The organism is Micromonospora sp. NPDC005205, from assembly GCF_040608275.1.
Lineage (GTDB): Bacteria > Actinomycetota > Actinomycetes > Mycobacteriales > Micromonosporaceae > Micromonospora.
In genome coordinates, this window is record NZ_JBEXHV010000001.1 from 541582 (window position 1) to 563085 (window position 21504).

Genomic DNA, 21504 nt, shown 5'->3' on the forward strand with positions numbered 1-21504 from the left:
GGTTTCCGAGCGTGACTCATCTCGACCGGTGCGACGAATCCAGCCGAACCTGGGTGACCGAGGCGATCGCCGCCGTCGAGGCAGACGCCAACCGGTCCGCCGACACCCACCTGCTGCCGTTCCCGCTGCCCAGGGAATGGGGGATCGACCTCTACCTCAAGGACGAGTCGTCACACCCCACCGGCTCGCTGAAGCACCGGCTGGCCCGTTCACTGTTCCTCTACGGGCTCTGCAACGGCTGGATCGGGCCGCGCACCACGATCGTCGAGGCGTCGTCGGGTTCCACGGCGGTCTCCGAGGCGTACTTCGCCCGGATGCTGGGCCTGCCGTTCATCGCGGTGATGCCCGCCTCCACCTCGCCCGAGAAGATCACGCAGATCGAGTTCCAGGGCGGCCGGTGCCACCTGGTCGACGACCCGGCGAGCGTGGTGGTCGAGGCCCGGTGGCTCGCCGAGGACTCCGGCGGGCACTTCATGGACCAGTTCACCTACGCCGAGCGGGCGACCGACTGGCGGGGCAACAACAACATCGCCGAGTCGATCTACGCGCAGTTGGAGCTGGAGCGGCACCCGATCCCCGCCTGGGTCGTGGTGGGCGCCGGCACCGGGGGCACCAGCGCGACCATCGGCCGCTACGCCCGGTACCGCCGGCTCGCCACCAAGCTCTGCGTCGTCGACCCGGAGAACTCGGCGTTCTACCCGGCCTGGCTGGCCGCCGACTGGTCGGTACGCACCGGGAAGGGCTCCCGCATCGAGGGGATCGGCCGGCCCACCGTGGAGGCGTCGTTCCTGCCCTCGGTGGTGGACCGGATGGTCCAGGTGCCGGACGCGGCGTCCCTGGCCGCCATGCGCGCCGGCTCGGCCCTGCTCGGCCGCCGGGTGGGCGGGTCCACCGGCACCAACCTGTGGGGCGCGTTCGGACTGATCGCCGCGATGCTCGCCGAGCGTCGGACCGGCTCGGTGGTCACCCTGATCTGCGACCCGGGCGACCGGTACGCCGACACGTACTACGCCGACGACTGGGTGGCCGCCCAGGGCCTCGACCTGGCTCCGCACCTGGCCACCATCGAACGCTTCCTGGCCAGCGGGACCTGGCCCGCCTGAAGCGGTCAGCGGATCCCGGCCCCCCCGGGCGGCCGAGCCACTGGCCCGCCACGATGCTGATCAGCGCGGATCGATCCGTTCGGCCAGCCCGGGGTAGCGCACCACGTAGCCGCTGTCGTCCAGATCGATGTCGGCTGTGAAGGTGCCGCTGGCGAAGCGCACCCGACCGGGCCCGCGCCCGGTGTAGATCTGCTCGGCCGGCACCACCTCCAGGCCGGGCAGCAGCACCCAGGCAACTGTGATCCGGTGCGCCACATCGGCCGGCTCCGCCGCCATCCGAAGCCGGTGGACCGGCAGGGTGTTGAACAGCGGCGAACCGCTCAGGTCGACGTCGAGCGCGTCGGCCAGCCGGTCCGGGTCGTCCGTACCCGGCAGGCCGGCCCGGGGATGACCGGCCGCGACCAGGGCGGCGTCCAGGTCGCCCTGCTCGGCGGTGGTCACCCGCCAGCGGCCGGCGGCCCGATCCAGGGTCACCCGGCGCAGCCAGCCGAGACCCTCTGCCTCGACCTCGACGCGGGTGGTGGCCCAGTCCGGCGTGGTGGTCAGCTGATAGCGGGCGGTCCACGGGATCGGGTCCACGGCGAGCAGAGTGCCCCGGGCCGCCAACCCGTGGCCGTCGTCGAGTAGAACCTGCTCGCTGCCGGCGGTGTCCGTCCGGGACCAGAAGATCGACTTAGGCATGGTCGGCATGAGCCGGACGTTACGCGACCCGTTCGGTATCGGCAGGGCATGCGCGAACGCCGCCGCGAAGCCTGGGCTTCACGACGGCGTTCGGTGGATCAATCAGTAGGTACGAGCTGCCGGTCGCCCGCCGAAACCGCGCCGGTCGTCACGCGGGCGGTCCTCGCGGGGCCGGTCGTCGCGGGGCCGGTCGTCCCGGACCCGGCTCTCCGGGCGGAACCCACCCCGAGCATCCCGGTCGCCGAAGCGCCGTTCACCCTGCGGCCGGTCGCCGAAGCGTCGCTCGCCGGTCGGTCGGTCGCCCCGACCGTCGCGGTCACCGAACTGCGGCCGGTCGCCGAAGCGGCGCTCGCCCTGCGGCCGGTCGCCGTACCCCCGGGTGTCCCGATCGGCGTAACGCCGCTCGCCCTGCGGTCGGTCACCGTAGCTCCGGTCACCCTGCGGTCGGTCGCTGTGCTGCCGGTCGCCGAAGCGGCGCTCGCCCTGCGGTCGGTCGCTGTAGCTCCGCTCGCCCTGCGGGCGGCCGCCGTAGCTCCGGTCACCCTGCGGTCGGTCGCTGTAGCTCCGGTCACCCTGCGGGCGGTCACCGAAGCGGCGCTCGCCCTGCGGCCGTCCACCGTAGCTCCGGTCACCCTGCGGCCGTCCACCGTAGCTCCGGTCGCCCTGCGGGCGGTCGCCGTAGCGCCGCTCGCCGGTGGGCCGGTCGCCGTAGCGCCGCTCGCCTCCCGTGCGGTCGCCGAACCGGCGCGGTCCGCCGGAGCGGTCGCCGTAGCCCCGGGGCTCCGCCTCGAGGCGGACCGGGACGCCACTGGGCTCGCGGGCGCCGACCAGCTCGGCCAACGCCGCGTCCCCGACCCGGACCCGGGTCTCGGCCGGCGCGACGCCGGCCTTCTCCATCATCGCCAGGGTGGTACGGCGCTGCTTGGGCAGCACCAGCGTGGCGACCGCGCCCGACTCGCCGGCCCGGGCGGTACGCCCCGCGCGGTGCAGGTAGTCCTTGGGGTCCTTCGGCGGGTCGACGTGCAGCACCAGGGTGACCCCGTCGACGTGGATGCCTCGCGCCGCCACGTCCGTGGCGACCAGCACGTTCATCCGGCCCTCACGGAACTCGGCGAGCGTCTTGGTGCGCATCCGCTGGGTCTTGCCGCCGTGCAGCCCACCGGCGCGTACGCCGACGGCCGCGAGCTGCTCGACCAGCCGGTCCACACCGAGCTGCGTGCGGGCGAAGACCATGGTCCGGCCGTCCCGGGCGGCGATCGAGGCCGCCACCGGGAACTTCTCGTGCGGCGGGATCAACAGCATGTGGTGGTCCATGGTGGACACCGAGGCGGTGGAGGGCGCCGTGGAGTGGGTGACCGGGTCGGTCATGAACCGCTTGACCAACGCGTCGACGTCACCGTCCAAGGTGGCCGAGAAGAGCAGCCGCTGACCGCCCGCAGGCGTCTTCGCCAGCAGATCGGTCACCTCGGGCAGGAAGCCCATGTCGGCCATCTGGTCGGCCTCGTCGAGCACCGTCACCTCGACGTCGTCGAGCTGGCAGATGCCCCGCTCGATGAGGTCGCCGAGCCGGCCCGGGGTGGCCACGATGATCTCCACGCCGCGGCGCAGCGCGTCGATCTGTCGGTCGTACGGAACGCCGCCGACGGCGGTCTTGAGGAAGATGCCGACGGACTTGCCCAATGGCACCAGAGCGTCGTTGACCTGCATGGCCAGCTCGCGGGTGGGCACCAGGACCAGGGCGCGCGGGCGCATCGGCCGGGCCCGGTTACGGGTGGCCAGCCGGGCGATCATCGGCAGACCGAAGGCGAGCGTCTTGCCCGACCCGGTCTGCCCGCGGCCCAGCACGTCGCGGCCGGCGAGCGCGTCCGGAACGGTGGCCCGCTGGATCTCGAACGGGCTGGTGATGCCCTGCTGGGCCAGCGCGCGGACCAACTGCTCCGGAAGGCCGAGAGCGGCGAAGCTCATCGGCTCGGCGGTCTCGGTGGTCTCGGCGGTCTCGGCGGTCTCGGCGGTCTCGGTCTGAGCTGTCGTTACCGCAGGGGTGCCGGCATCGCTCGGGGCGACGTCGAGCTGCTCCCGGGAGGCGTCGGCCGCCGGGACTGAGTTGAAAACGGACGTAACGGTGCCGTGGTCAGCAGAGGTGGTCAACAAAAACCTTTCGAGCGGGGCGCATCTTCGCGATGGCCTGCCGCGGCTGTGCCGCCGGATCGCCCGCAAGATCGCCCAGGGGCGCACACCACGCGCGCCGGGTCAGTGATCTCGACCAGTGTACGGCGGTCTGGCGAAGTCGCCAGTCGGTTGACCGACCGTAGTGGGCGGACTCACCATCGCCGGCGCTCGCTGGCTCACCCGTTGAGCACGCTGCCCACCAGACCGTCCAAGGCGTCGCCGGCCAGCAGGACGACCATGACACTGATCGCCACCAGCAGCCCCAGCGCGGCGGCCAGGACGATCATCACCCGGGCGTTACTGGACCGTTCGGCCGGCGTGTCGGACCACCCCTGGGCCAGGATGTGCCCGGTCAGCGAGCCAGAGTTCTCCACCGCGTTGGCGGGTATCGCGATAGTGGTGAAGCCGGCGCCCTCGCCGTTGCCGTAGACGGTGCCAGCCAGGTCGGTGCGGTTGTCGCGCCGCCCACCACGGGCGCCGGCGCCGTCCCGTCCGGCGGAGTCAGCCGGCGGGCCGCCAGGCGGCGCGGTCACCCGCGAGTTTCCGGCGTTCGCGGTCGACGAAGGTGCCCCGGCGGTGGACGGTGGCCAGCTCGGCAGTGCTGGTGCGGGCACCACCGGCGGCGCGGAGGCGGCTGCACCGGCCCATCCGGCACCGGACGTCGGGCGGGTCGCCCCGGTGGGGGACGACCACCCGGCCGGTGGTGCGGAGACCGAGGCGCTGGCCCGTACGCCGGGCGTGTCGATCATCGCGGGCGGCGGCGGAAACGGCGGTGCCGGCATCGGGCCGGGCGGGGCCGGTGGTGCCGGCACCGGCGGACCGGGTGGCGGCAGCGGCGGGCTCGGGACGGGCGGCGTCGGCGGACCGGGGATGGGCGGCATCGGCGAGGGCGGCGGGGACGGCGGGCCCGGAAGGGGTGGAACCGGACCGGGCGGCGGCGTCGGTCGGGGACCCGGCGTCGGCGCCGGACCGGGCGGGTACGGACCCGGGGCCGGCGCGGGCTCCGGTTCCGGTGGCGACGGCTGGGTCGGCCCGGGGCCGGGTGGCGTGGGGTCCGGCTCCGGCTCCGGCTCCGGAGTCGGCGGCGTCGGAGGTTGGGCCGGCTCGGCACCCACCGGCGCGGCTCGATAGACGGCGGGCGCGCTCTCGCGACGGTCCGGGGTGCCCAGGGCGCTGGCAGTGCCCCGGCTGCTGCTCGGAACCGTGGCGCTGGCCCGGGCCGGCGCTGAGGAGTCGCTTCGCTGGCCCGGCAACGACACGTCGGCTGGGCTGGCCGAGCCGGTCGCACGGTAGGTGGTCGCGGTGACCGGAGCGCTGGCCGGCAGGTCACTGCGGAGAGCGCCGGCGGTCACGACGCTGGCACGTGCGCGTACCGGTGCCGCCGCCGGGCTCTGGCGCTCGTCGCCGGCCGCCGCGTCGTCATCGGCGTCGGTCGAGTCGTCAGCGACGACCGCTGCCGTGCCACCGCCGACCTGACCGCTGACCGCCGTGCCGCTGACCGCCGGGGCGGCGTCGCTGGCGGCGGAGCCGGCGTCCGTCGAGCTGGTGTCGCTGCCTGTCGAGCTGGTGGCAGCCGGGTTGGCGTCGCTGGCAGCCACCGGCTCGGCGGTGTCCGGCCCCGGTGGGCCGGGCTGGTCGACGGTGTCCGGCCCTGGTGGGCCGGCCTGGTCGACCACGGGGTCGACAGTCTCCGCCGGATCTCTCTGCTCGGCCATTTCCGCCCTCCGCGCCGTGCTCGCACCCGGACCCGTGACGTCGAGTCGGATGTGTCTGGTTGTCACGGTGCCACAGATCTTCCCGAGCGGACAGCCGGAGCCGGTCGTGGCGGATCAGCCCGTGGCGCTGGGGCTGCCCGTCGCGCTGCCACTGCTCGACGCGCTCGTGCTGGCCTTCGGCGTGGTCGGCGGAGACGTGCTGGCAGGCGCGCTGGTCGTCGCCGGAGGCAGGGTCGTCGGAGGGTTGCTCGCAGTGCTCGACGGCTTCGGCGTGGTGCCGCCGGTCGCAGTGGGCGTCGGGGTGGTCGTCAGCGTCGGCGTCGGCGTGGGCGTCGCGCTCTCGGTGGGCTTCGGGGTGGTGGTCTTCGTCGGCGACGGCGTCGGCGTCGGCTTGGTGGTCTTCGTCGGCGACGGGGTGGGCTTCGGGGTCGACACGGGCGGGGTCGGGTTGGTCACGACCGGTGCCGGCACCGCGCCGATCACCCGGGTGGCGGCGTACAGCCGGGACCAGCGGACGACCGAGATCTTGACGACGTCGCCAGTGGTGGGCGCCTGCACCATCTTGCCGTTGCCGATGTACATGCCGACGTGGTGGATCGTCGTCCAGCTGCTGCCTGAGGCGAAGAAGAGCAGGTCGCCGGGGAGCAGCGCGCTCTGCGGGACGGTGCGGCCCCGGGTGGCGGCGTACTGGTCGCGGGAGACCCGTGGCAGGTCGAAGTAGTCAGCGCCGGGGGACCGGTACGCCGCCCACATCAGGCCGGAGCAGTCGAACTGGTTCGGCCCCTCCTCGGACCACTTGTACGGGTCGCCGAGCTGGGCGAGCGCGTACCGGACCGCGGCCAGTGCCCGGGGGTGCGCGGCCATGCCGCTGATGCTCTGGTTGGAGACGTAGCCGGCACCGATCTGCTGCTCGGCGGCCTCCTGCTGACGTTCGATCTCGATCAGCGCGGCGGCGTTGTCCCGGCGCAGCTTGAGCAGGCTCGCCTCGGCGGTGCGCAGCGCCGTCTCACCGGTGGTGAACTCCGCCTCGGCGGCGGCAAGCAGATCCTTGGCCTGGCTGTGCTTCTGGTACGCGGCCTGCTCGCCCGCGCGGGCCCGGGACAGCTCCCCGGCCACGCCGGTGGTGCCGCCGTCGACCTTCTCGCCACGGGTGATCGCCTGGAGGCGGCTCAGCCCGCGGATGTCCTGGGCGAAGTCGCCCGGCGGCAGCGCGGCGGCGGCCTTGACGGCCTCGGCGGCGGCGGTGTCGGCCGACTGCTGGGCCCGGAGCAGGGCGTCCTGCGCGGTCGCCAGCGCCTTGCCGGCCGCGTCGAGCTGCGCCTGGGCGTCGACGCGTTTCTGCCGCCTCACCAGCAAATCCTCGCCGAGCGCGCCGACCTGGACCTCACCGGCGGAGATCGCGGTGGCCAGCGGACCGTTGCCGATGTTGACCACCGGAGGGGCGGGCACGCCGGCGACCGGCGCGCTGCCCGGCAGTTGGAGCGAGCCGGTGACCGCCGGGCGCGAACCCGTGTCCGGCACTGTGGTCGGCACGCCGGGCTCCGCGTACGCGGGGGTGGCCAGCACGGCTGCGGCGATCGCGCCGAGCAGGGCGGCCCAGAGCTTCGGACGCAGGACCGGCGAGATCACCGGGCTCCGTCGTCGCTGCCGTCGCCCGCGCCCGCTGTAGACCATGCCGCTCCCCGTCCAACCACTCGTCGCCGCGCTCGGTGGGCGCGACCGCCGGGACGGTACCAGTGTGTGTGTTCCGCCCCACGTTGTTACTACCGCACCGCGCCACTCATGTCGATGTGTTGCCGGGTTACGGGAGGCTGAGAGTCTGGTGAGGTGGGTCGCTGCCAGCGACCGTGCCGCCGGGCCCGTCGGTGTCGCGACGTACGCTCGATCCGGACCGCAGGTGGAAGGGACGTGCCATGGACGCCGGACTCAAGCGTGAGCTCGAAGCGAAGGTGTACGCCGGTGAGCGGCTGACCCGGGAGGACGGGGTCGCCCTCTACGAGAGCGACGACCTGACCTGGCTGGGGCGGCTGGCGCACCACAAGCGCACCGAGCTGAACGGCGAGCGGGTGATGTTCAACGTCAACCGGCACCTCAACCTGACGAACGTCTGCTCGGCGTCCTGTGCGTACTGCTCGTTCCAGCGCAAGCCGGGCGAGAAGGACGCGTACACGATGCGCATCGACGAGGCGGTCCGCAAGGCCAAGGAGATGGAGGATGAGCAGCTCACCGAGTTGCACATCGTCAACGGCCTGCACCCCACGCTGCCCTGGCGTTACTACCCGAAGGTGCTGCGCGAGCTGAAGGCGGCGCTGCCGAACGTCAAGCTCAAGTGCTTCACGGCGACCGAGGTGCAGTGGTTCGAGAAGATCAGCGGCCTGAGCGCCGACGAGATCCTCGACGAGCTGATGGACGCTGGTCTGGAGTCGCTGACCGGTGGCGGCGCGGAGATCTTCGACTGGGAGGTCCGACAGCACATCGTCGACCACGCCTGCCACTGGGAAGACTGGTCGCGCATCCACGCCCTGGCGCACAGCAAGGGCATGAAAACCCCGGCGACGATGCTGTACGGCCACATCGAGGAGCCCCGGCACCGCGTCGACCACGTGCTGCGGCTGCGTGAGTTGCAGGACGAGACCGGCGGCTTCGCGGTCTTCATCCCGCTGCGCTACCAGCACGACTTCGTCGACTCGGCGGACGGCAAGATCCGCAACCGGATCCAGGCGCGCACCACGATGGCCTCGCCGGCCGAGTCGCTGAAGACGTTCGCCGTCTCCCGGCTGCTCTTCGACAACGTGCCGCACCTGAAGAACTTCTGGGTGATGCACGGGCTTTCGGTTGCCCAGCTCTCGCTGAACTTCGGCGTGGACGACCTGGACGGCTCCGTCGTCGAATACAAGATCACCCACGACGCCGACTCGTACGGCACCCCGAACACCATGCACCGGGACGACCTGCTGCACCTGATCTGGGACGCCGGCTTCCAGCCCGTCGAGCGGGACACCCGCTACAACGTGGTCCGGGAGTACGACAAGGCCCCGTCGCTGGCCGAGCGGCGCGCCGAGCCGCAGCAGGTCTGGGCCTGAGCCACCACGTACCCTCGCAGTCGATGACCGAGCAACGAGGACCTGAGCCGCAGAGCGGGTTTCCCCGCCGGGACGCCGAGGGCCGCATCCGTACCCTGGGCGATCTGCTCGGGGTGTGCCTGGCCGGCCTGGTCATCGGCGTGCTCGCGTTGGTGTTGTTCGACTGGGCGTTCGCCTCGATCGGCGCCGGCGACTTCGGGCACACGAACGGTTGGCTGGCGGTGATCCTGCCGGCCTGGCTGTTCTGGGACGACTTCCGGGCCTGGGAGTTCGGCGCGGCCCGGGTGGTGGCGGCGGTGGTCGCCGCTGCCGTCGGGGTGTTCGCCGGGTTGCTGATCGCCGGTCTGGGTGCGGGGTTGCCGCCGCTGCTCTCCGGGGCGTTGGCGGCGGCGGCGTTCACTGTGGCGTACGCGGCCCTCTGGTTCCCGGGTGTCCGCTGGCTGGCCCGCCGGACCGGCTGACCGCGACCGCCCGTCGGGCGGCTCGACCCTTCCGCCGGCAGTGGCGGGCGACGGAGAGAACGGAGTGGTGCAGGTGAGTGCCGCGCTCAAGTACACGCTGGGCCGGATCGGGCTGTTCGTCGCAGTGCTGGCGGGCCTCTGGCTGGTCGACATGAACGTGTTCCTGAAGCTGATGCTGGCGCTGGTGTTCTCCGCCGCGCTGTCCTTCTTCCTGCTGCGTGGTTGGCGGGACGAGATGGCCGGGGAGATCGCCGAAGCAGCCGAGCGCCGCCGCACCGAGAAGGAACGCCTCCGCTCCGCCCTGGCCGGCGAAGACCACACCCCGACCCCCACCCCCGACCCCCCCACCCAAACCCCCGACTCCCAGCGTTGATCATGAAGTTATTGCCACGACACGCCGACCGGCCGGGCAATAACTTCATGATCAACCGCAGGTGACCCGCCGGCCGGAGCTGATCCCGGGCGCGGGGCAGAGGGTTACCAGTTGGTGGAGCCGGAGCGCTTGGGCCAGGGCTTTGAGATCGGCTTGATCAGGTACGCGATGCCACCCGAGCCGCCGGAGACGCCGCCGCTGACGTTGGTGCGCTTGGTGCGCAGCCAGATCTGCTCGAACTGCGCACGCTTGTAGACGTTGCGCACGACGTCGTTGCTGGACGAGGCCGGGTCGTTGACGATCACGTCGCCGTCGGCGGTGAAGCCGACCACCACGAAGAGGTGCCCGGAGGTGCCGTAGTTCGCCCCGTCCAGCTCACTGGCGAGGAATGACTGGCTGGTCACGACGGGGATGCCGGCGGCGATGAAGCGCTCCAGCTCGTCCAGCGAGTGCAGCCGGGTCACCCGGCCCTCCAGCCCGGGGAAGCTGGCCGCGTACGCGGTGTTGAACGGCCAGTTGCCCGCGCCGTCGTACGCGTAGTCGTAGGTCATCCGGGCGGCGTGGTTGACGGTCGGGTCGGGGTAGGTCGGGTCCACCCAGGAGGTGTCGGCCGCCGACGGTCTGCGACCCCAGTACTCGACGACCATCTCCGTCGAGGTGGGTGAGCACCACGCCTCGCCGCCGCCGTCGTACTCGGGGTAGTGCCCGGAGTGCACGTTCTGCGAGTAGCGCGGCACGGGCAGTTCCCGGCCCCAGGCGATGTGTCCGGCGCTCGGCGGCACGGTGAACCGGTCCGGCACCGTGGAACTCATCGCGCCGAGCATCCGGACCACCGGGGCGGCGCTCTGCCCGGGTGCGCGGTAGAGGGTCAGCTTGAGCTGGTACGACCGCAGCAGCACTCCGGCGGTGGCGTCGTCGATGCTGAAGGTGTCGGTCCAGATCGTCGACCAGGGATCGCCCTGCCGGTTGACGCTGGTCCGCTTGATGTCGGTGTCGCCGGACGCCCAGCGACCCAGGACGTACCACGGGGTCTGGTCGCCGCTGGTGTAGCTGCCCTGCATCTCCACCTGGATCCAGGTGCCGGCGGGGGTCTCCGCGTTCCAGGAGGCGATCAGTTCGGTGGCGTCGAACCCGACCCGGGTCACCGGCGAGGTCCAGGTGCCGTACTCCCAGGTGCGGGTGGTGCCGGTGTGCGGGTCCGCGTACTCGGTGGTGCCGGCCGGGCGGGCCAGGGTGACGCCCGATCGGGCGCCGGGCACGACGCGGGTGCCGGCCCGGCTGCCCCGGTGCCAATCGGCGGGCCCGGACCAGTCCTGGTAGGTGATCTGCTCGTCGTGGGCGGGGGCGGGCGGGTGCGCCGCCAGCGCGGGTGTGGCGCTGGTGAGCAGGGTGAGCGTGGTGACGCCGGCGAGGGCGGCCGCGCGCAGGCGGGGTCTGGCCATGGGTGCTCCGCGGTGTCGAGGGGGCATCGTCGCTGGTCAGTTTTCCGCTTGGAGGGAAGTTTCGCCAGGTGTTGATAGGTGGAAAATCATTGCCGCCATGATGATCCGCCTGGGATGGCCAACGCAACGATCAATATTGATATGACCATGTGACAGGTGGTGAAGTGTCCTTCACCGAGCGGGATCTCCCGCCCATCGAGGAGGTAGTCCATGGCCCTCCGCACGCCCATCCCCCTCCGCCGTGTCCTGGTGCTCGCTGTCGTCACCGGGCTGGGCATCGTCACCGTCGCCGCCGGCCCGGTCACCGCCGGCCCGACCGCCGCCCGACCGGCACCGGACCGCACCGCTGAGCAGGCCGCCGCCGGCTACCGGGTGCTCGGGCCCCGGACCCTCGCCGACCGCAACGCGGTGGCCCGCACCGGAGCCGCCATCGACTACTCCGAACACGGCGTGCTGCACATCTCGGCCACCGCGGCCGAGGCCGCCGCGATCGGCAAGCTCGGCTTCCGGTTGGAACCGCTCGCCCCGCCGCCCAACGCCGAGCGCGGCGCCGGCGACTTCGGCGCGCTGGCCTTCCCGCCGGCCGACTCGAACTACCACGACTACGCGGAACTGACCGCCGTCGTGAACCAGGTCGTCGCCGACCACCCGGCGATCGCCCGCAAGATCAGCATCGGATCGTCGTACGAGGGCCGCGACCTGATGGCCGTGAAGATCTCCGACAACGTCGGCACCGACGAGAACGAGCCGGAGATCCTGTTCAACTCCCAGCAGCACGCTCGTGAGCACCTGACCGTCGAGATGGCGATCTACCTGCTCAATCTCTTCACCGACAGCTACGGCAGCGACTCCCGGATCACCAACATCGTCAACGGCCGGGAGCTCTGGATCGTGCCGACGGTCAACCCGGACGGCAGCGAGTACGACATCGCCACCGGGTCGTACCGGTCCTGGCGCAAGAACCGGCAGCCCAACAGCGGCTCGTCCAACGTCGGCACCGACCTGAACCGCAACTGGTCCTACAACTGGGGATGCTGCGGAGGCTCGTCCGGCACCACCTCGTCGGAGACCTACCGGGGGCCGTCGGCGTTCTCCGCGCCCGAGACGCAGGCGCTGCGCAACTTCGTCAACGGCCGGGTCGTCGGCGGTGTGCAGCAGATCAAGGCCAACATCGACTTCCACACGTACTCGCAGCTGGTGCTCTGGCCGTACGGCTACACCACGGCGAACACCGCGACCGGGATGAACGCGGACCAGTACAACACCTTCGCCACCATCGGTCAGCAGATGGCGGCCACCAACGGCTACACCCCGGAACAGTCGAGCGATCTCTACATCACCGACGGAGACAGCCTCGACTGGATGTGGGCGACCCACAACATCTGGGCGTACACCTTCGAGATGTACCCGGGCTCGTCCGGCGGCGGCGGCTTCTACCCGCCCGACGAGGTGATCCCGGCGCAGACCTCGCGCAACCGGGACGCGGTGCTGCTCCTCAGCGAGTACGCCGACTGCCCGTACCGGGCCATCGGAAAGCAGGCGCAGTACTGCGGCGGCGGTGGCGGCACCACTGTCTGGTCGGACACCTTCGAGACCGCCACCGGCTGGACCATCAACCCGTCCGGCACCGACACCGCCACCCTCGGCGCGTTCGAGCGGGGCGCCGCCCAGGCGACCACGTCCTCCGGAGCCAAGCAGCTCACCCCGTACGCCGGGTCCAACGACCTGGTCACCGGCCGGCTCGCCGGCTCGGCGGCCGGTGACTACGACGTGGACGGCGGAGTGACCAGTGCCCGGTCACCGGCTGTGACACTGCCGTCGTCCGGCACGCTGACGCTCTCACTCGCCTGGTACCTGGCGCACGGCTCGAACGCCTCGTCGGCGGACTACCTGCGGGTGAGCGTGGTGCACAACGGCGGCACCACAGCGCTGCTCACCCAGGCCGGCGCGGCCAGCAACCGTAACGGAACCTGGGCGGTAGCCAACCTCAACCTCACCCCGTACGCCGGCCAGTCGGTCCGCGTGCTCGTCGAGGCGGCGGACGCGTCCGGAGCCAGCCTTGTGGAGGCGGCTGTGGACAACGTCACCATCACGTCCTCCTGATCGGGTGGGGCCCCGTCCCGCCCCGGCGGGGCCCCACCACCCGCTCCTGAGCCTCCAGATCCGGGACAAACCCCTCGTGCACCACCGCTCTGAGATCGACCCACGCTGATCGGCCCTTGATCGATCCGGCACGTCCCGGCGGTGCGCTACCGTCTTAGCGACCAGTCCGCAGCGAAGCCGGTGCTCATCCCGGCGCTGTCCCGCAACTGTGATGCCCCACCGGTCGGTGGGGACGAGCCAGGTCGCCTACGGATCGGTCGCGAAACGCGCTCTCGAGGAAGGGCGCCTCGTGGGCGGGCGTACGAAAGTCCCTGTCGGCGAAGCACCACACTCCTCGACCGACAGGAGGCCCCTATGAACAGACGTACCCCTCGGATCTTCGCGGCGACCCTCGCGGTCGCCGCGCTCGCCCTCGGCGCCTGCGCCGAGAAGGCCGACGACAAGCCGAGCGCCGGCACCGCTGCCGCCGCGTACCCGGTCACCGTCGGCGCGCTCACCCTCGACAAGCGCCCCGAGAAGATCGTCGTGCTGTCGCCCACCGCCACCGAGATGCTCTTCGCGATCGGTGCCGGCCCGCAGGTGACCGCCGTCGACGACCAGTCGAACTACCCGGCCGACGTGCCCAAGACCGACCTCTCCGCCTTCCAGCCGAACGCCGAGGCGATCGCCGGCAAGAACCCTGACCTGGTGGTGCTCTCCGACGACCGCAACAAGATCGTCGAGCAGCTCGGCAAGCTGAAGATTCCGGTGTACCAGACCCCGGCGGCGGTCACGCTCGACGACTCGTACCGGCAGATCACCGAGCTGGGCACCCTGACCGGTCACGCCGACCAGGCCACCGACGTCGCCACCCGGATGAAGGACGACATCGCCAAGCTGGTCAAGGACCTGCCGCAGCGCGCCGAGAAGCTCACCTACTTCCACGAGCTGGGCCCGGAGCTCTACAGCGCCACCAGCAAGACCTTCATCGGCTCGCTCTACAGCCAGGCCGGCCTGACCAACATCGCCGACCCGGCCGACGCGGACGGTAAGAACTTCGGCTACCCGCAGCTGTCCCAGGAGATCATCGTCAAGGCCGACCCGGACTTCGTCTTCCTGGCCGATGCCAAGTGCTGCCAGCAGAGCGCCGACACGGTCAAGGCGCGCAGTGGCTGGGCGGGCCTCACCGCGGTGAAGAACAACCAGGTCGTCGCCCTCGACGACGACATCGCCTCCCGCTGGGGCCCACGGGTCGTGGACCTGCTCCGGGTCATCGTCGACGCGGTCGCCAAGGTGCCCGCGTGACCGTCGTCCGTCGGTGACCGGGCCGCGACAGGTGTCCGATCCGGCACCAACCGGTCAGCCGACCGAGCCGCCACCGCCATCCCCGCGGGCCGAGCCACGTTCTCCGGCCCGGCCCGCCGGGCTGCGGTCCACGGCCCGGCCCGCCGGGCTGCGGTCCACGGCCCGGCCCGCCGGGCTGCCGTCCGGGGCCCGGCCCGCCGGGCTGCGCATGCGGTGGCTGGTCGCGGGCCTGGTGGCGGTGCTCGTCGCGCTCGTCGTCGGGGTGTCGCTCGGCCCGGTGAGCCTGCCCCCGGGCAGCGTCGCCGCCGAGCTGCTCAACCTGATTCCCGGGGTGCACCTCGACAGCGGGCTGACCGAACGTGAGATCGCGATCGTCACCGAGCTGCGCCTGCCCCGGGTGGTGCTGGGCCTGCTCGTCGGCGGTCTGCTCGCCCTCGCCGGTGGTTGCTACCAGGGCGTGTTCCGCAACCCGCTGGCCGACCCGTACCTGCTCGGTGTGGCCGCCGGCGCCGGCCTCGCGGTCACCGCGGCGATCGCCCTCGGCGGCGCCGGCCGGCAGGGGACGCTCTCCGGGTTGCCGATGACCATTCCGCTGGCCGCGTTCGCCGGTTCGCTGCTCGCCGTCACGATGACCTACGTGCTCGGCGCGGCCGGTGGGCGACGCGGATCACCGGCCATGCTGATCCTGGCCGGGGTGGCGGTCTCCGCGTTCCTCTCCGCCGGGCAGACGTACCTCCTGCAACGCAACGCCGACACCATCCAGCCGGTGTACTCCTGGTTGCTCGGCCGGCTCGCCACCGCCGGTTGGCACGACGTACTGCTGGTGCTGCCGTACGCCGCGCTGACCACCGTGGTGGTGCTGCTGCACCGCCGCGAGCTGGATGTCCTCGCGGTCGGCGACGACGAGGCGAGGAGTCTGGGCCTGCACCCGCAGCGCACCCGGTACCTGTTGATCGCCGCCGCATCGCTGGGCACCGCCGCGGCGGTCTCCGCGACCGGCCTGATCGGCTTCGTCGGCATCATCGTGCCGCACACCGTCCGGCTGCTCGCCGGGTCCAGCTACCGGGTGATCCTGCCGATGTCACTGCTGTTCGGCGGCGCGTTCCTGGCGCTGACCGATGTGGTGGCCCGCACCGCCGCCGCTCCGTCCGAGCTGCCCATCGGAGTGGTGACCGCCCTGCTGGGCGGCCCGTTCTTCGTCCTCGTGCTGCGGACCGCCCGGCGAGCGCTCACGTGAGCCACGAACCCGCCGCCGGCACGCCGGCCGTCGAGGTGCGCGGGCTGCACGTCGACCTCGGTGGCACGCCGATCCTGACCGGCGTCGACCTCACCGTCGCCGTCGGCGAGTGGGTCACCGTGATCGGCCCGAACGGCGCCGGCAAATCCACCCTGTTGCGCGCCGTCGGCGGCCTGCTGCCCGCGCCGAGGGCGATCAGTCTCTTCGGTACGCCGAGTGCCGCGCTGCGCCGCCGGGACCGCGCCCGGATAGTGGCCACGGTGGCGCAGTCCCCGGTGGTGCCGCCCGGCATGTCGGTGCTGGACTACGTGCTGCTCGGCCGCACCCCGTACATCCCGACCCTGGGCCGGGAGTCGACAGCCGACGTCGACGCCGTGCACGAGGTGCTGGGGCGGTTGGACCTCGCCGGCTTCCACCGTCGCGAACTGGCCACCCTCTCCGGCGGCGAACGGCAGCGGGTGTTCCTCGCCCGCGCGCTCGCCCAGGGCGCGACACTGCTGCTGCTCGACGAGCCGACCAGCGCGCTCGACATCGGCCACCAGCAGGACGTGCTCGAAGTCGTCGACCAGCTGCGCCGGGAGCACGGCCTGACCGTCCTGGCCACGATGCACGACCTCTCCCTGGCCGGGGAGTACGCCGACCGGATGGTGATGCTCGCCGCCGGTCAGGTGGTGGCCGCCGGAACTCCGACTGAGGTGCTGACCGAGGAGCTGCTCGCCACCCACTACCGGGCCAGCGTCCGGGTGGTCCCCGGCTCCCACGGCCCCCTGGTGGTCCCTGTCCGCCCCACCCGGCCCTGAGCACGCCCCACCCGGCCCTGAGCACGCGCCACCCGGCCCTGAGCACGCGCCACCCGGCCCTGAGCACGCGGGCGCTGGGTCAGGGGCCCAGGTCGATGACGGAGAAGAGGGCGCCCTGGGGGTCGCGGAGGGCGGCGAAGCGGCCCGCGGGGATGTCGCGGGGCGGGACCAGGATCGTTCCGCCCAGCTCGGCGGCGCGGGCCGCGGCGGCGTCCGCGTCGGCCACCGCGAAGTACACAGTCCAGTACGCGGGCAGGTCGGCCGGGAAGTCGTCGGCCAGCGGCGGCATCATCCCCGCGACGATCTGCGTCCCGAGCCGCCACCCGGTGTACGTCATCGCGCCCACCGCCTGGTCGTCGGGCTGCCAGCCGAACACCAGCTCGTAGAAGACCTTCGCGCCCTCGGGGTCGGGGGTGACCAGCTCGTTCCAGCTCATCGCACCGGGCACGTTGAACACCTCGGCACCGGCCATGGCCAGTGGCTGCCAGACGCTGAACGTGGCACCGGCCGGGTCGGCGAAGACCGCCATCCAGCCCCTGTCGAAGACCTCGAACGGTGGTACGACGACCTGCCCGCCGGCCCGTTCGACCCGGCCGGCGACCAGCTCGGCGTCGTCGGTGGCGAGGTAGGTCGACCAGATCGGGATCTGGTCCGGGATCGCGGGCGGGCCGGCGCCGGCCACCGGCTTGCCGTCGAGCAGGAAGACCGTGTAGCCGCCCGCCTCGGGTTCCGGGGTGACCCGGCCGGTCCAACCGAACAGCTCCGGGTAGAAGCGCCGCGCGTCGGTCAGGTCCGGGGTGGCCAGGTCGGCCCAGCAGGGCGTACCCGGCGGGACGGTGCTCACGTCAAGACCCCTTTCGGCCCGGCGGCCACGGCGGCCCCCTGCCGGAATCCTGGCACCGTCCCGCCGCGGCCCGGGGCGGAAACGAACGAATCGTCAGCTGAACCGGCGACCCTCGTCCCGTCGGTACGCCCAACCGGCGAGCGCGGCGAGCAACACCACCCAGACACCGAGCATGATCAGTGCCAGCGGTTGCACGTCGTAGTCGGCCACCGACGCCCACATCAGTTCGGCAGCGCCCCGGGTCGGCAGGTACGGCGCGATCGTCTCGATGAACCCGGGCGCGTCGCCCGGCGCGGAGAGCAGCCCGCCGCCGAACGCCAGCGGCAGGAAGATCAGCTGTGCCACCACGATCGCCGCCTTGCTCGGCAGCAGGTAACCGATGGCGAGCCCCATCAGCGTGAACGGCACCGAGATGACGGCCACCGTGCCGAGAGCCAGAAGGAACGCCGCCGGCGTGACCTGGGCCGCGGTCAGCGTCGCGCCGATCACCACGACCGGGATCAGCGAGAGGTAGGTCAGCGCCAGGCCGGCCAGCACCCGGCCGGCGAACCGCGGGGCCGGCCCGGTCGGCAGGGTCCGGGTGTACGGGTTCCAGGGCTGGTCGCGGTCCTCGGCGACACCGACGCCGTACTGGAAGATGTTGGCGCTCATCACCGAGAAGGTGACCATCGACGCGGTGGCGTAGGTGGCACCGACCGGATCGTCACCGGCGAACGGCACCACGAAGAAGATCATGGAGGCGGCCGGGAAGAAGGCGCTGCCGAAGACGGCCACCGGAATCCGGATGATCTCCAGGAGTTGGTAGCGGGCGTGGACCAGGGCGAGCTGCACGGTCGCCTCCTCAGACGGTGGTGGGTCGGCCGCCGGCAGCGGCGGTGGCGGGACTGTCGTCGGCAGCGGTGGGACGGTCGGTGCCGGCGAGCGTGTCTTCGCTGGACGCGTCTTCGCTGGTGATGGCGAGGAACGCCTCCTCCAGCGAGGTCGGCCGTACCTCCAGGTCGGTGAACGGGGTTTGGGCCGTGACAAGCGCTCGGACCAGTTCGTCGGCGTCGGTGGTGAGCAGGTGCAGCCGACCGTCGACCCGTTCGGTGCGAACCACCCCCGGCAGGTCGGGCAGGTCATCGGCGACCAGACTGACCCGGCGTACGCCCACGATGCCGCGCACCGCATCCACTGTGTCGTCGGCGAGCACCCGGCCCTGCCCGATGACCACCACCCGGTGGGCGAGTGCCTCCACCTCCTCCAGGTAGTGGCTGCTGAGCAACACGGTCCCGCCGTCGTCGTGGAATGCCCGGATCGCGTCCCAGAGGGTGCGCCGGGCGGCAACGTCCAGGCCCGTGGTCGGTTCGTCGAGCAGCACCAACCGGGGCCGGCCGACGAAGGCCAACGCCACCGCCAGCCTGCGGCGTTGCCCGCCGGAGAGCCCACCGGTCTGCCGTCGGGTCAGGTCGGTGAGGCCGAAGCGGTCGAGCAACTCCGCCCGGGGCACCGGGTCGGGGTAGTGCGCGGAGACGAAGTCGACGACCTCGCCGACGCGCAGTGTGCTGGGCGGGCCGGTCTCCTGCATCGTGACCCCGATCTGTCGCCGGCTCGCCGGGTCGCGGGGGTCGCCCCCGAACAGCTCGACCCGCCCCGAGCTGGGGCGGCGCAGGCCCGTCAGCAGTTTCATCAGGGTGCTCTTGCCGGCGCCGTTCGGCCCGAGCAGGCCGACCAGCTCACCGGCTTGGACTTCCAGGTCGACACGGTCGAGCGCGAGGACGTCGCCGTACCGGCGGCTGGCCTGGTCGGCGCGGGCGAGGGTCATGGCTGCTCCTTCGACGGGGTGGGGTCGAGCAGGGCGCGGATTGCTTCGGTGTACTCCTCGAATGCCAGCCGACCTCGCCGGCTGAGCCCGACCAGGGTCGTCGGAGTGCGTCCACGATGGGTCTTGCTGATCTCCACGTAGCCGGCGTCCTCGAGTTTGCGCAGGTGCACCGAGAGGTTGCCGGCGGTCATCGCGAGCAGCTCCTGCAGGCGGGGGAACGCGATCTTGTCGTTGACGTTGAGAGCGGAGAGGCTGGCGACGACCCGCAGCCGGGCCTGCGCGTGGATGACCGGATCCAGCTCGGTCACGGCTGCTGTCGCTGTCGCTGCCGCCGCCGGGCGAGCGCGCCGGCCACCAGCATTCCGCCGCCGCCGGCCAACGCCACGATGAGCGGGTGCCAGCCCGGCCCGGCGAACGCCCCGACCAGGTTGATCACGCTGATCCAGACGCCCAGCCGGAACAGGTCCTGGTCCAGCCAGACCGCCCCGCCGGCCATGTGCAGCGCACCGGTCAGCCCGACGGCGGTCGCCGACCAGAGCAGCGCCGCCAGGTCGTGCGGCAGGTGTTCGGAGATCCGGCCCAGCCCCGCGTAGACGCTGACCGTTCCGAGCGCCCAGGCGTACCCGTACCACTTGCCGCGCCGGGCGGAGTCGCCGGTCACCTGGCCGTAGGCCCGCATGCTGACCACCGCCTGGGTCGCTCCGGCGGCCGCGAGCAGTACGAAGAGGACGGTCAGCGGCAGCCAGCTCGGCAGTGCGACCAGCGCCCGCTCACCCGGGGGGAATCGCAGGAAGAACAGCCCGAAACCGACCAGCCAGGCGACACCCCACGGCCAGTAGAGCAGGCGGGCGTCGGGGTCGAGCTGGCGTGCCGTCGCTGACCGCTGGTCCTGGATCAGCCGGAGCGCCGCTGCGGCGTCAGTGGGTGGTGAATCATCGTCGAGGTCCACGCAAACTACTTTACGACACAAAGTCGAGCGGGGTGACCCCGTCATCACCGACGGGACCCCCCGATGCCGGCGAGCATTGCCTATGGTGGTTCAGTCGTGACGACTGATCCGTCGCACAGGCCACAGGGGAGGGTTCGTGTCAAGCCCGAGCAATGAGCTGGAGGTCCAGCCGGAGGCTCTGACGGCGTTCGCCGCCGGGTCCAAGGATCGGGCGGCCCGTTTCCGCGAACTGCACCGCGCCTTCGGCGACGGGCACGTGCCACGGCACGCCTTCGGGGTGATGCCGGCGTCCTTCAACCTCGCGGCGTCGTACGCCGAGCAGTTCGAGGCGTGCCTTCAAGGGCTGGCCGACGGCGCCGAGATGATGGCGGACATCGCCGAGGGGCTCACCGACACCGCCGCCGCCTACACCGGCACCGACGTGGCCAACACCGACCTCTTCGTGCCCGGCCGCCCGCCCGCTCCCGACCTCATCGCACCCGGCCCCTGGTCGGGTGGCAACGGCGCTCCGACCGGTTCGGTGCCGGCGTGAGCACCGAGGCGTTGCAGCGCAACAAGACCTACTTCGAGCAGATCGTCTCGGGCACGCCCGAGCCCTTCAAGCCGCTCTCCAACGCGGTGCTCTGGCCGTTCGAGCAGCTGTTGGAGCTGGTCGCCGGCGAACCGGACGACCTGATGCGGGCCGCGCAGCTCTGCCTGGACACCGGCGCTGCGGTACGGGAGATCGCCGGTGACCAGATCGCCGACCGGGCCCGCCTGCGTGGCGCCTGGTCGGGCGACGCGGCCGAGGGCTTCCACGCCTCCATGGAGTCGGTCGAGGCGGCGATCGAGGAGCTGGCCCAGGGGCTCGACGGCACCAAGGACGTGCTGGTCGAGGCGGCGAACGCGGCGGTGGACGCGTTCAATCTGCTGGTCGAGCTGATCCTTGAGTTCCTGCTCTGGTTCCTCACCGAGGTGATCATCGCGGCGGTGGCCGCGGCGCTGAGCGCCGGCGTCTCGTTGGCCGCCACGGTGGTCCGGGTGCTGGCCCGGCTGGCCACCACGGTGGGTCGGATGGTCAAGGTCGTCGCTCGGTTCGCCGAGGTGCTCACCCGCCTCGCCGCCCGGCTGGGCAAGGTCGCCGGGCAGCTCCGCAAGTACGCGGAGACCGTCATGGAGATCAAGAAGCGAAAGAAGCAGTACAAGCTGCTCAGCAAGGGCGGCTGGACGCCCGAGGGGCGGGCCTTCCAGGTCGAGAAGTTCAAGACTCTCTTCCCGGGCAAGTTCGTCATCAACCAGGTCTCGCCGGTCAACATCCCCGGGTTCGGCGGCGCTCTGCTGGACACCGGCGTGGGCCTGCACGACATCTCCGACGGGCAGAAGGACCGCAACTATCTGGTGGACGGCACGTACAGCGAGGACCTGGGCCCGTACACAGCGGGTGTGCAGAATGTCTTCGACTCCATCGTGAACTGAG

20 protein-coding genes are annotated in these 21504 nt (G+C 71.9%); 10 read left to right on the forward strand and 10 right to left on the reverse strand.

Annotated elements, in window-relative coordinates; all coding sequences use genetic code 11:
• Positions 1–11: 11 nt before the first annotated feature.
• Positions 12–1103, forward strand: a complete 1092-nt coding sequence (locus tag ABZU43_RS02605) for a PLP-dependent cysteine synthase family protein (RefSeq protein WP_355004818.1) — start codon at positions 12–14, stop codon at positions 1101–1103.
• A gap of 60 nt (positions 1104–1163) precedes the next feature.
• Here ABZU43_RS02605 and ABZU43_RS02610 read toward each other — a convergent pair whose 3' ends face one another.
• The 4 genes from ABZU43_RS02610 to ABZU43_RS02625 all read right to left on the reverse strand — a co-directional run bounded on the left by ABZU43_RS02610 (position 1164) and on the right by ABZU43_RS02625 (position 7342).
• Positions 1164–1784, reverse strand: a complete 621-nt coding sequence (locus tag ABZU43_RS02610) for a putative glycolipid-binding domain-containing protein (protein WP_355005178.1) — start codon at positions 1782–1784, stop codon at positions 1164–1166.
• A gap of 102 nt (positions 1785–1886) precedes the next feature.
• Positions 1887–3749 (reverse strand): DEAD/DEAH box helicase, encoded by a 1863-nt coding sequence (locus ABZU43_RS02615; protein ID WP_355005179.1) that lies wholly within the window; start codon positions 3747–3749, stop codon positions 1887–1889.
• A 380-nt stretch (positions 3750–4129) separates the two neighbouring features.
• Positions 4130–5668, reverse strand: coding sequence for a hypothetical protein (locus ABZU43_RS02620; protein ID WP_355004819.1), 1539 nt, complete (start codon positions 5666–5668; stop codon positions 4130–4132).
• A gap of 114 nt (positions 5669–5782) precedes the next feature.
• Positions 5783–7342 (reverse strand): NlpC/P60 family protein, encoded by a 1560-nt coding sequence (locus ABZU43_RS02625; RefSeq protein WP_355004820.1) that lies wholly within the window; start codon positions 7340–7342, stop codon positions 5783–5785.
• A 239-nt stretch (positions 7343–7581) separates the two neighbouring features.
• Between ABZU43_RS02625 and mqnE the strand changes: the two genes are divergently transcribed.
• The 3 genes from mqnE to ABZU43_RS02640 all read left to right on the forward strand — a co-directional run bounded on the left by mqnE (position 7582) and on the right by ABZU43_RS02640 (position 9585).
• A complete protein-coding gene (mqnE, locus tag ABZU43_RS02630; RefSeq protein ID WP_091395685.1) occupies positions 7582–8751 on the forward strand; it encodes an aminofutalosine synthase MqnE in 1170 nt (389 codons plus the stop codon).
• A gap of 23 nt (positions 8752–8774) precedes the next feature.
• Positions 8775–9212: a hypothetical protein gene (locus ABZU43_RS02635; RefSeq protein WP_355004821.1), complete on the forward strand. Its 438-nt coding sequence runs from the start codon at positions 8775–8777 to the stop codon at positions 9210–9212.
• Positions 9213–9285: 73 nt separating this feature from the next.
• The gene (locus tag ABZU43_RS02640) at positions 9286–9585 is read left to right on the forward strand and encodes a DUF4229 domain-containing protein (protein WP_355005180.1); all 300 of its coding nucleotides are present in this window, start codon (positions 9286–9288) and stop codon (positions 9583–9585) included.
• 104 nt (positions 9586–9689) lie between these two features.
• Here ABZU43_RS02640 and ABZU43_RS02645 read toward each other — a convergent pair whose 3' ends face one another.
• On the reverse strand, positions 9690–11027 hold the full coding sequence (locus tag ABZU43_RS02645) for a C39 family peptidase (protein WP_355004822.1): 1338 nt from the start codon (positions 11025–11027) through the stop codon (positions 9690–9692).
• Between the two features lie 210 nt (positions 11028–11237).
• Between ABZU43_RS02645 and ABZU43_RS02650 the strand changes: the two genes are divergently transcribed.
• From ABZU43_RS02650 to ABZU43_RS02665, 4 genes are all read left to right on the forward strand, one after another.
• On the forward strand, positions 11238–13130 hold the full coding sequence (locus ABZU43_RS02650) for a M14 family metallopeptidase (protein ID WP_355004823.1): 1893 nt from the start codon (positions 11238–11240) through the stop codon (positions 13128–13130).
• 354 nt (positions 13131–13484) lie between these two features.
• Complete coding sequence (locus ABZU43_RS02655) at positions 13485–14414, forward strand: ABC transporter substrate-binding protein (protein WP_355004824.1); 930 nt, start codon at positions 13485–13487, stop codon at positions 14412–14414.
• Positions 14415–14622: 208 nt separating this feature from the next.
• A complete protein-coding gene (locus tag ABZU43_RS02660) occupies positions 14623–15651 on the forward strand; it encodes an iron ABC transporter permease (RefSeq protein WP_355005181.1) in 1029 nt (342 codons plus the stop codon).
• The gene (locus ABZU43_RS02665) at positions 15648–16451 is read left to right on the forward strand and encodes an ABC transporter ATP-binding protein (RefSeq protein WP_355004825.1); all 804 of its coding nucleotides are present in this window, start codon (positions 15648–15650) and stop codon (positions 16449–16451) included. The genes ABZU43_RS02660 and ABZU43_RS02665 overlap by 4 nt, the downstream gene beginning before the upstream one ends.
• A 79-nt stretch (positions 16452–16530) precedes the next feature.
• On the opposite strand, the gene ABZU43_RS02670 is transcribed toward ABZU43_RS02665, so the two are convergent.
• The 5 genes from ABZU43_RS02670 to ABZU43_RS02690 form a co-directional block, all read right to left on the reverse strand.
• A complete protein-coding gene (locus ABZU43_RS02670) occupies positions 16531–17295 on the reverse strand; it encodes a VOC family protein (protein WP_355004826.1) in 765 nt (254 codons plus the stop codon).
• A 93-nt stretch (positions 17296–17388) separates the two neighbouring features.
• On the reverse strand, positions 17389–18126 hold the full coding sequence (locus ABZU43_RS02675) for an ABC transporter permease (RefSeq protein WP_355004827.1): 738 nt from the start codon (positions 18124–18126) through the stop codon (positions 17389–17391).
• A gap of 10 nt (positions 18127–18136) precedes the next feature.
• Positions 18137–19099, reverse strand: coding sequence for an ABC transporter ATP-binding protein (locus tag ABZU43_RS02680; RefSeq protein WP_355004828.1), 963 nt, complete (start codon positions 19097–19099; stop codon positions 18137–18139).
• Positions 19096–19407: a transcriptional regulator gene (locus ABZU43_RS02685; protein ID WP_355004829.1), complete on the reverse strand. Its 312-nt coding sequence runs from the start codon at positions 19405–19407 to the stop codon at positions 19096–19098. Before ABZU43_RS02685 ends, ABZU43_RS02680 begins: the two co-directional genes overlap by 4 nt.
• Positions 19404–20048, reverse strand: coding sequence for a transporter (locus tag ABZU43_RS02690; protein ID WP_355004830.1), 645 nt, complete (start codon positions 20046–20048; stop codon positions 19404–19406). Before ABZU43_RS02690 ends, ABZU43_RS02685 begins: the two co-directional genes overlap by 4 nt.
• 136 nt (positions 20049–20184) lie before the next feature.
• Here ABZU43_RS02690 and ABZU43_RS02695 point away from each other — a divergent pair, with 136 nt between their 5' ends.
• Together ABZU43_RS02695 and ABZU43_RS02700 are read left to right on the forward strand one after the other, a co-directional pair.
• Complete coding sequence (locus ABZU43_RS02695) at positions 20185–20580, forward strand: type VII secretion target (RefSeq protein WP_355004831.1); 396 nt, start codon at positions 20185–20187, stop codon at positions 20578–20580.
• Positions 20577–21503 carry a WXG100 family type VII secretion target gene (locus tag ABZU43_RS02700; protein ID WP_355004832.1) on the forward strand — a complete coding sequence of 309 codons (927 nt, stop codon included), beginning with the start codon at positions 20577–20579 and terminating at the stop codon, positions 21501–21503. Before ABZU43_RS02695 ends, ABZU43_RS02700 begins: the two co-directional genes overlap by 4 nt.
• Position 21504: the final 1 nt, after the last annotated feature.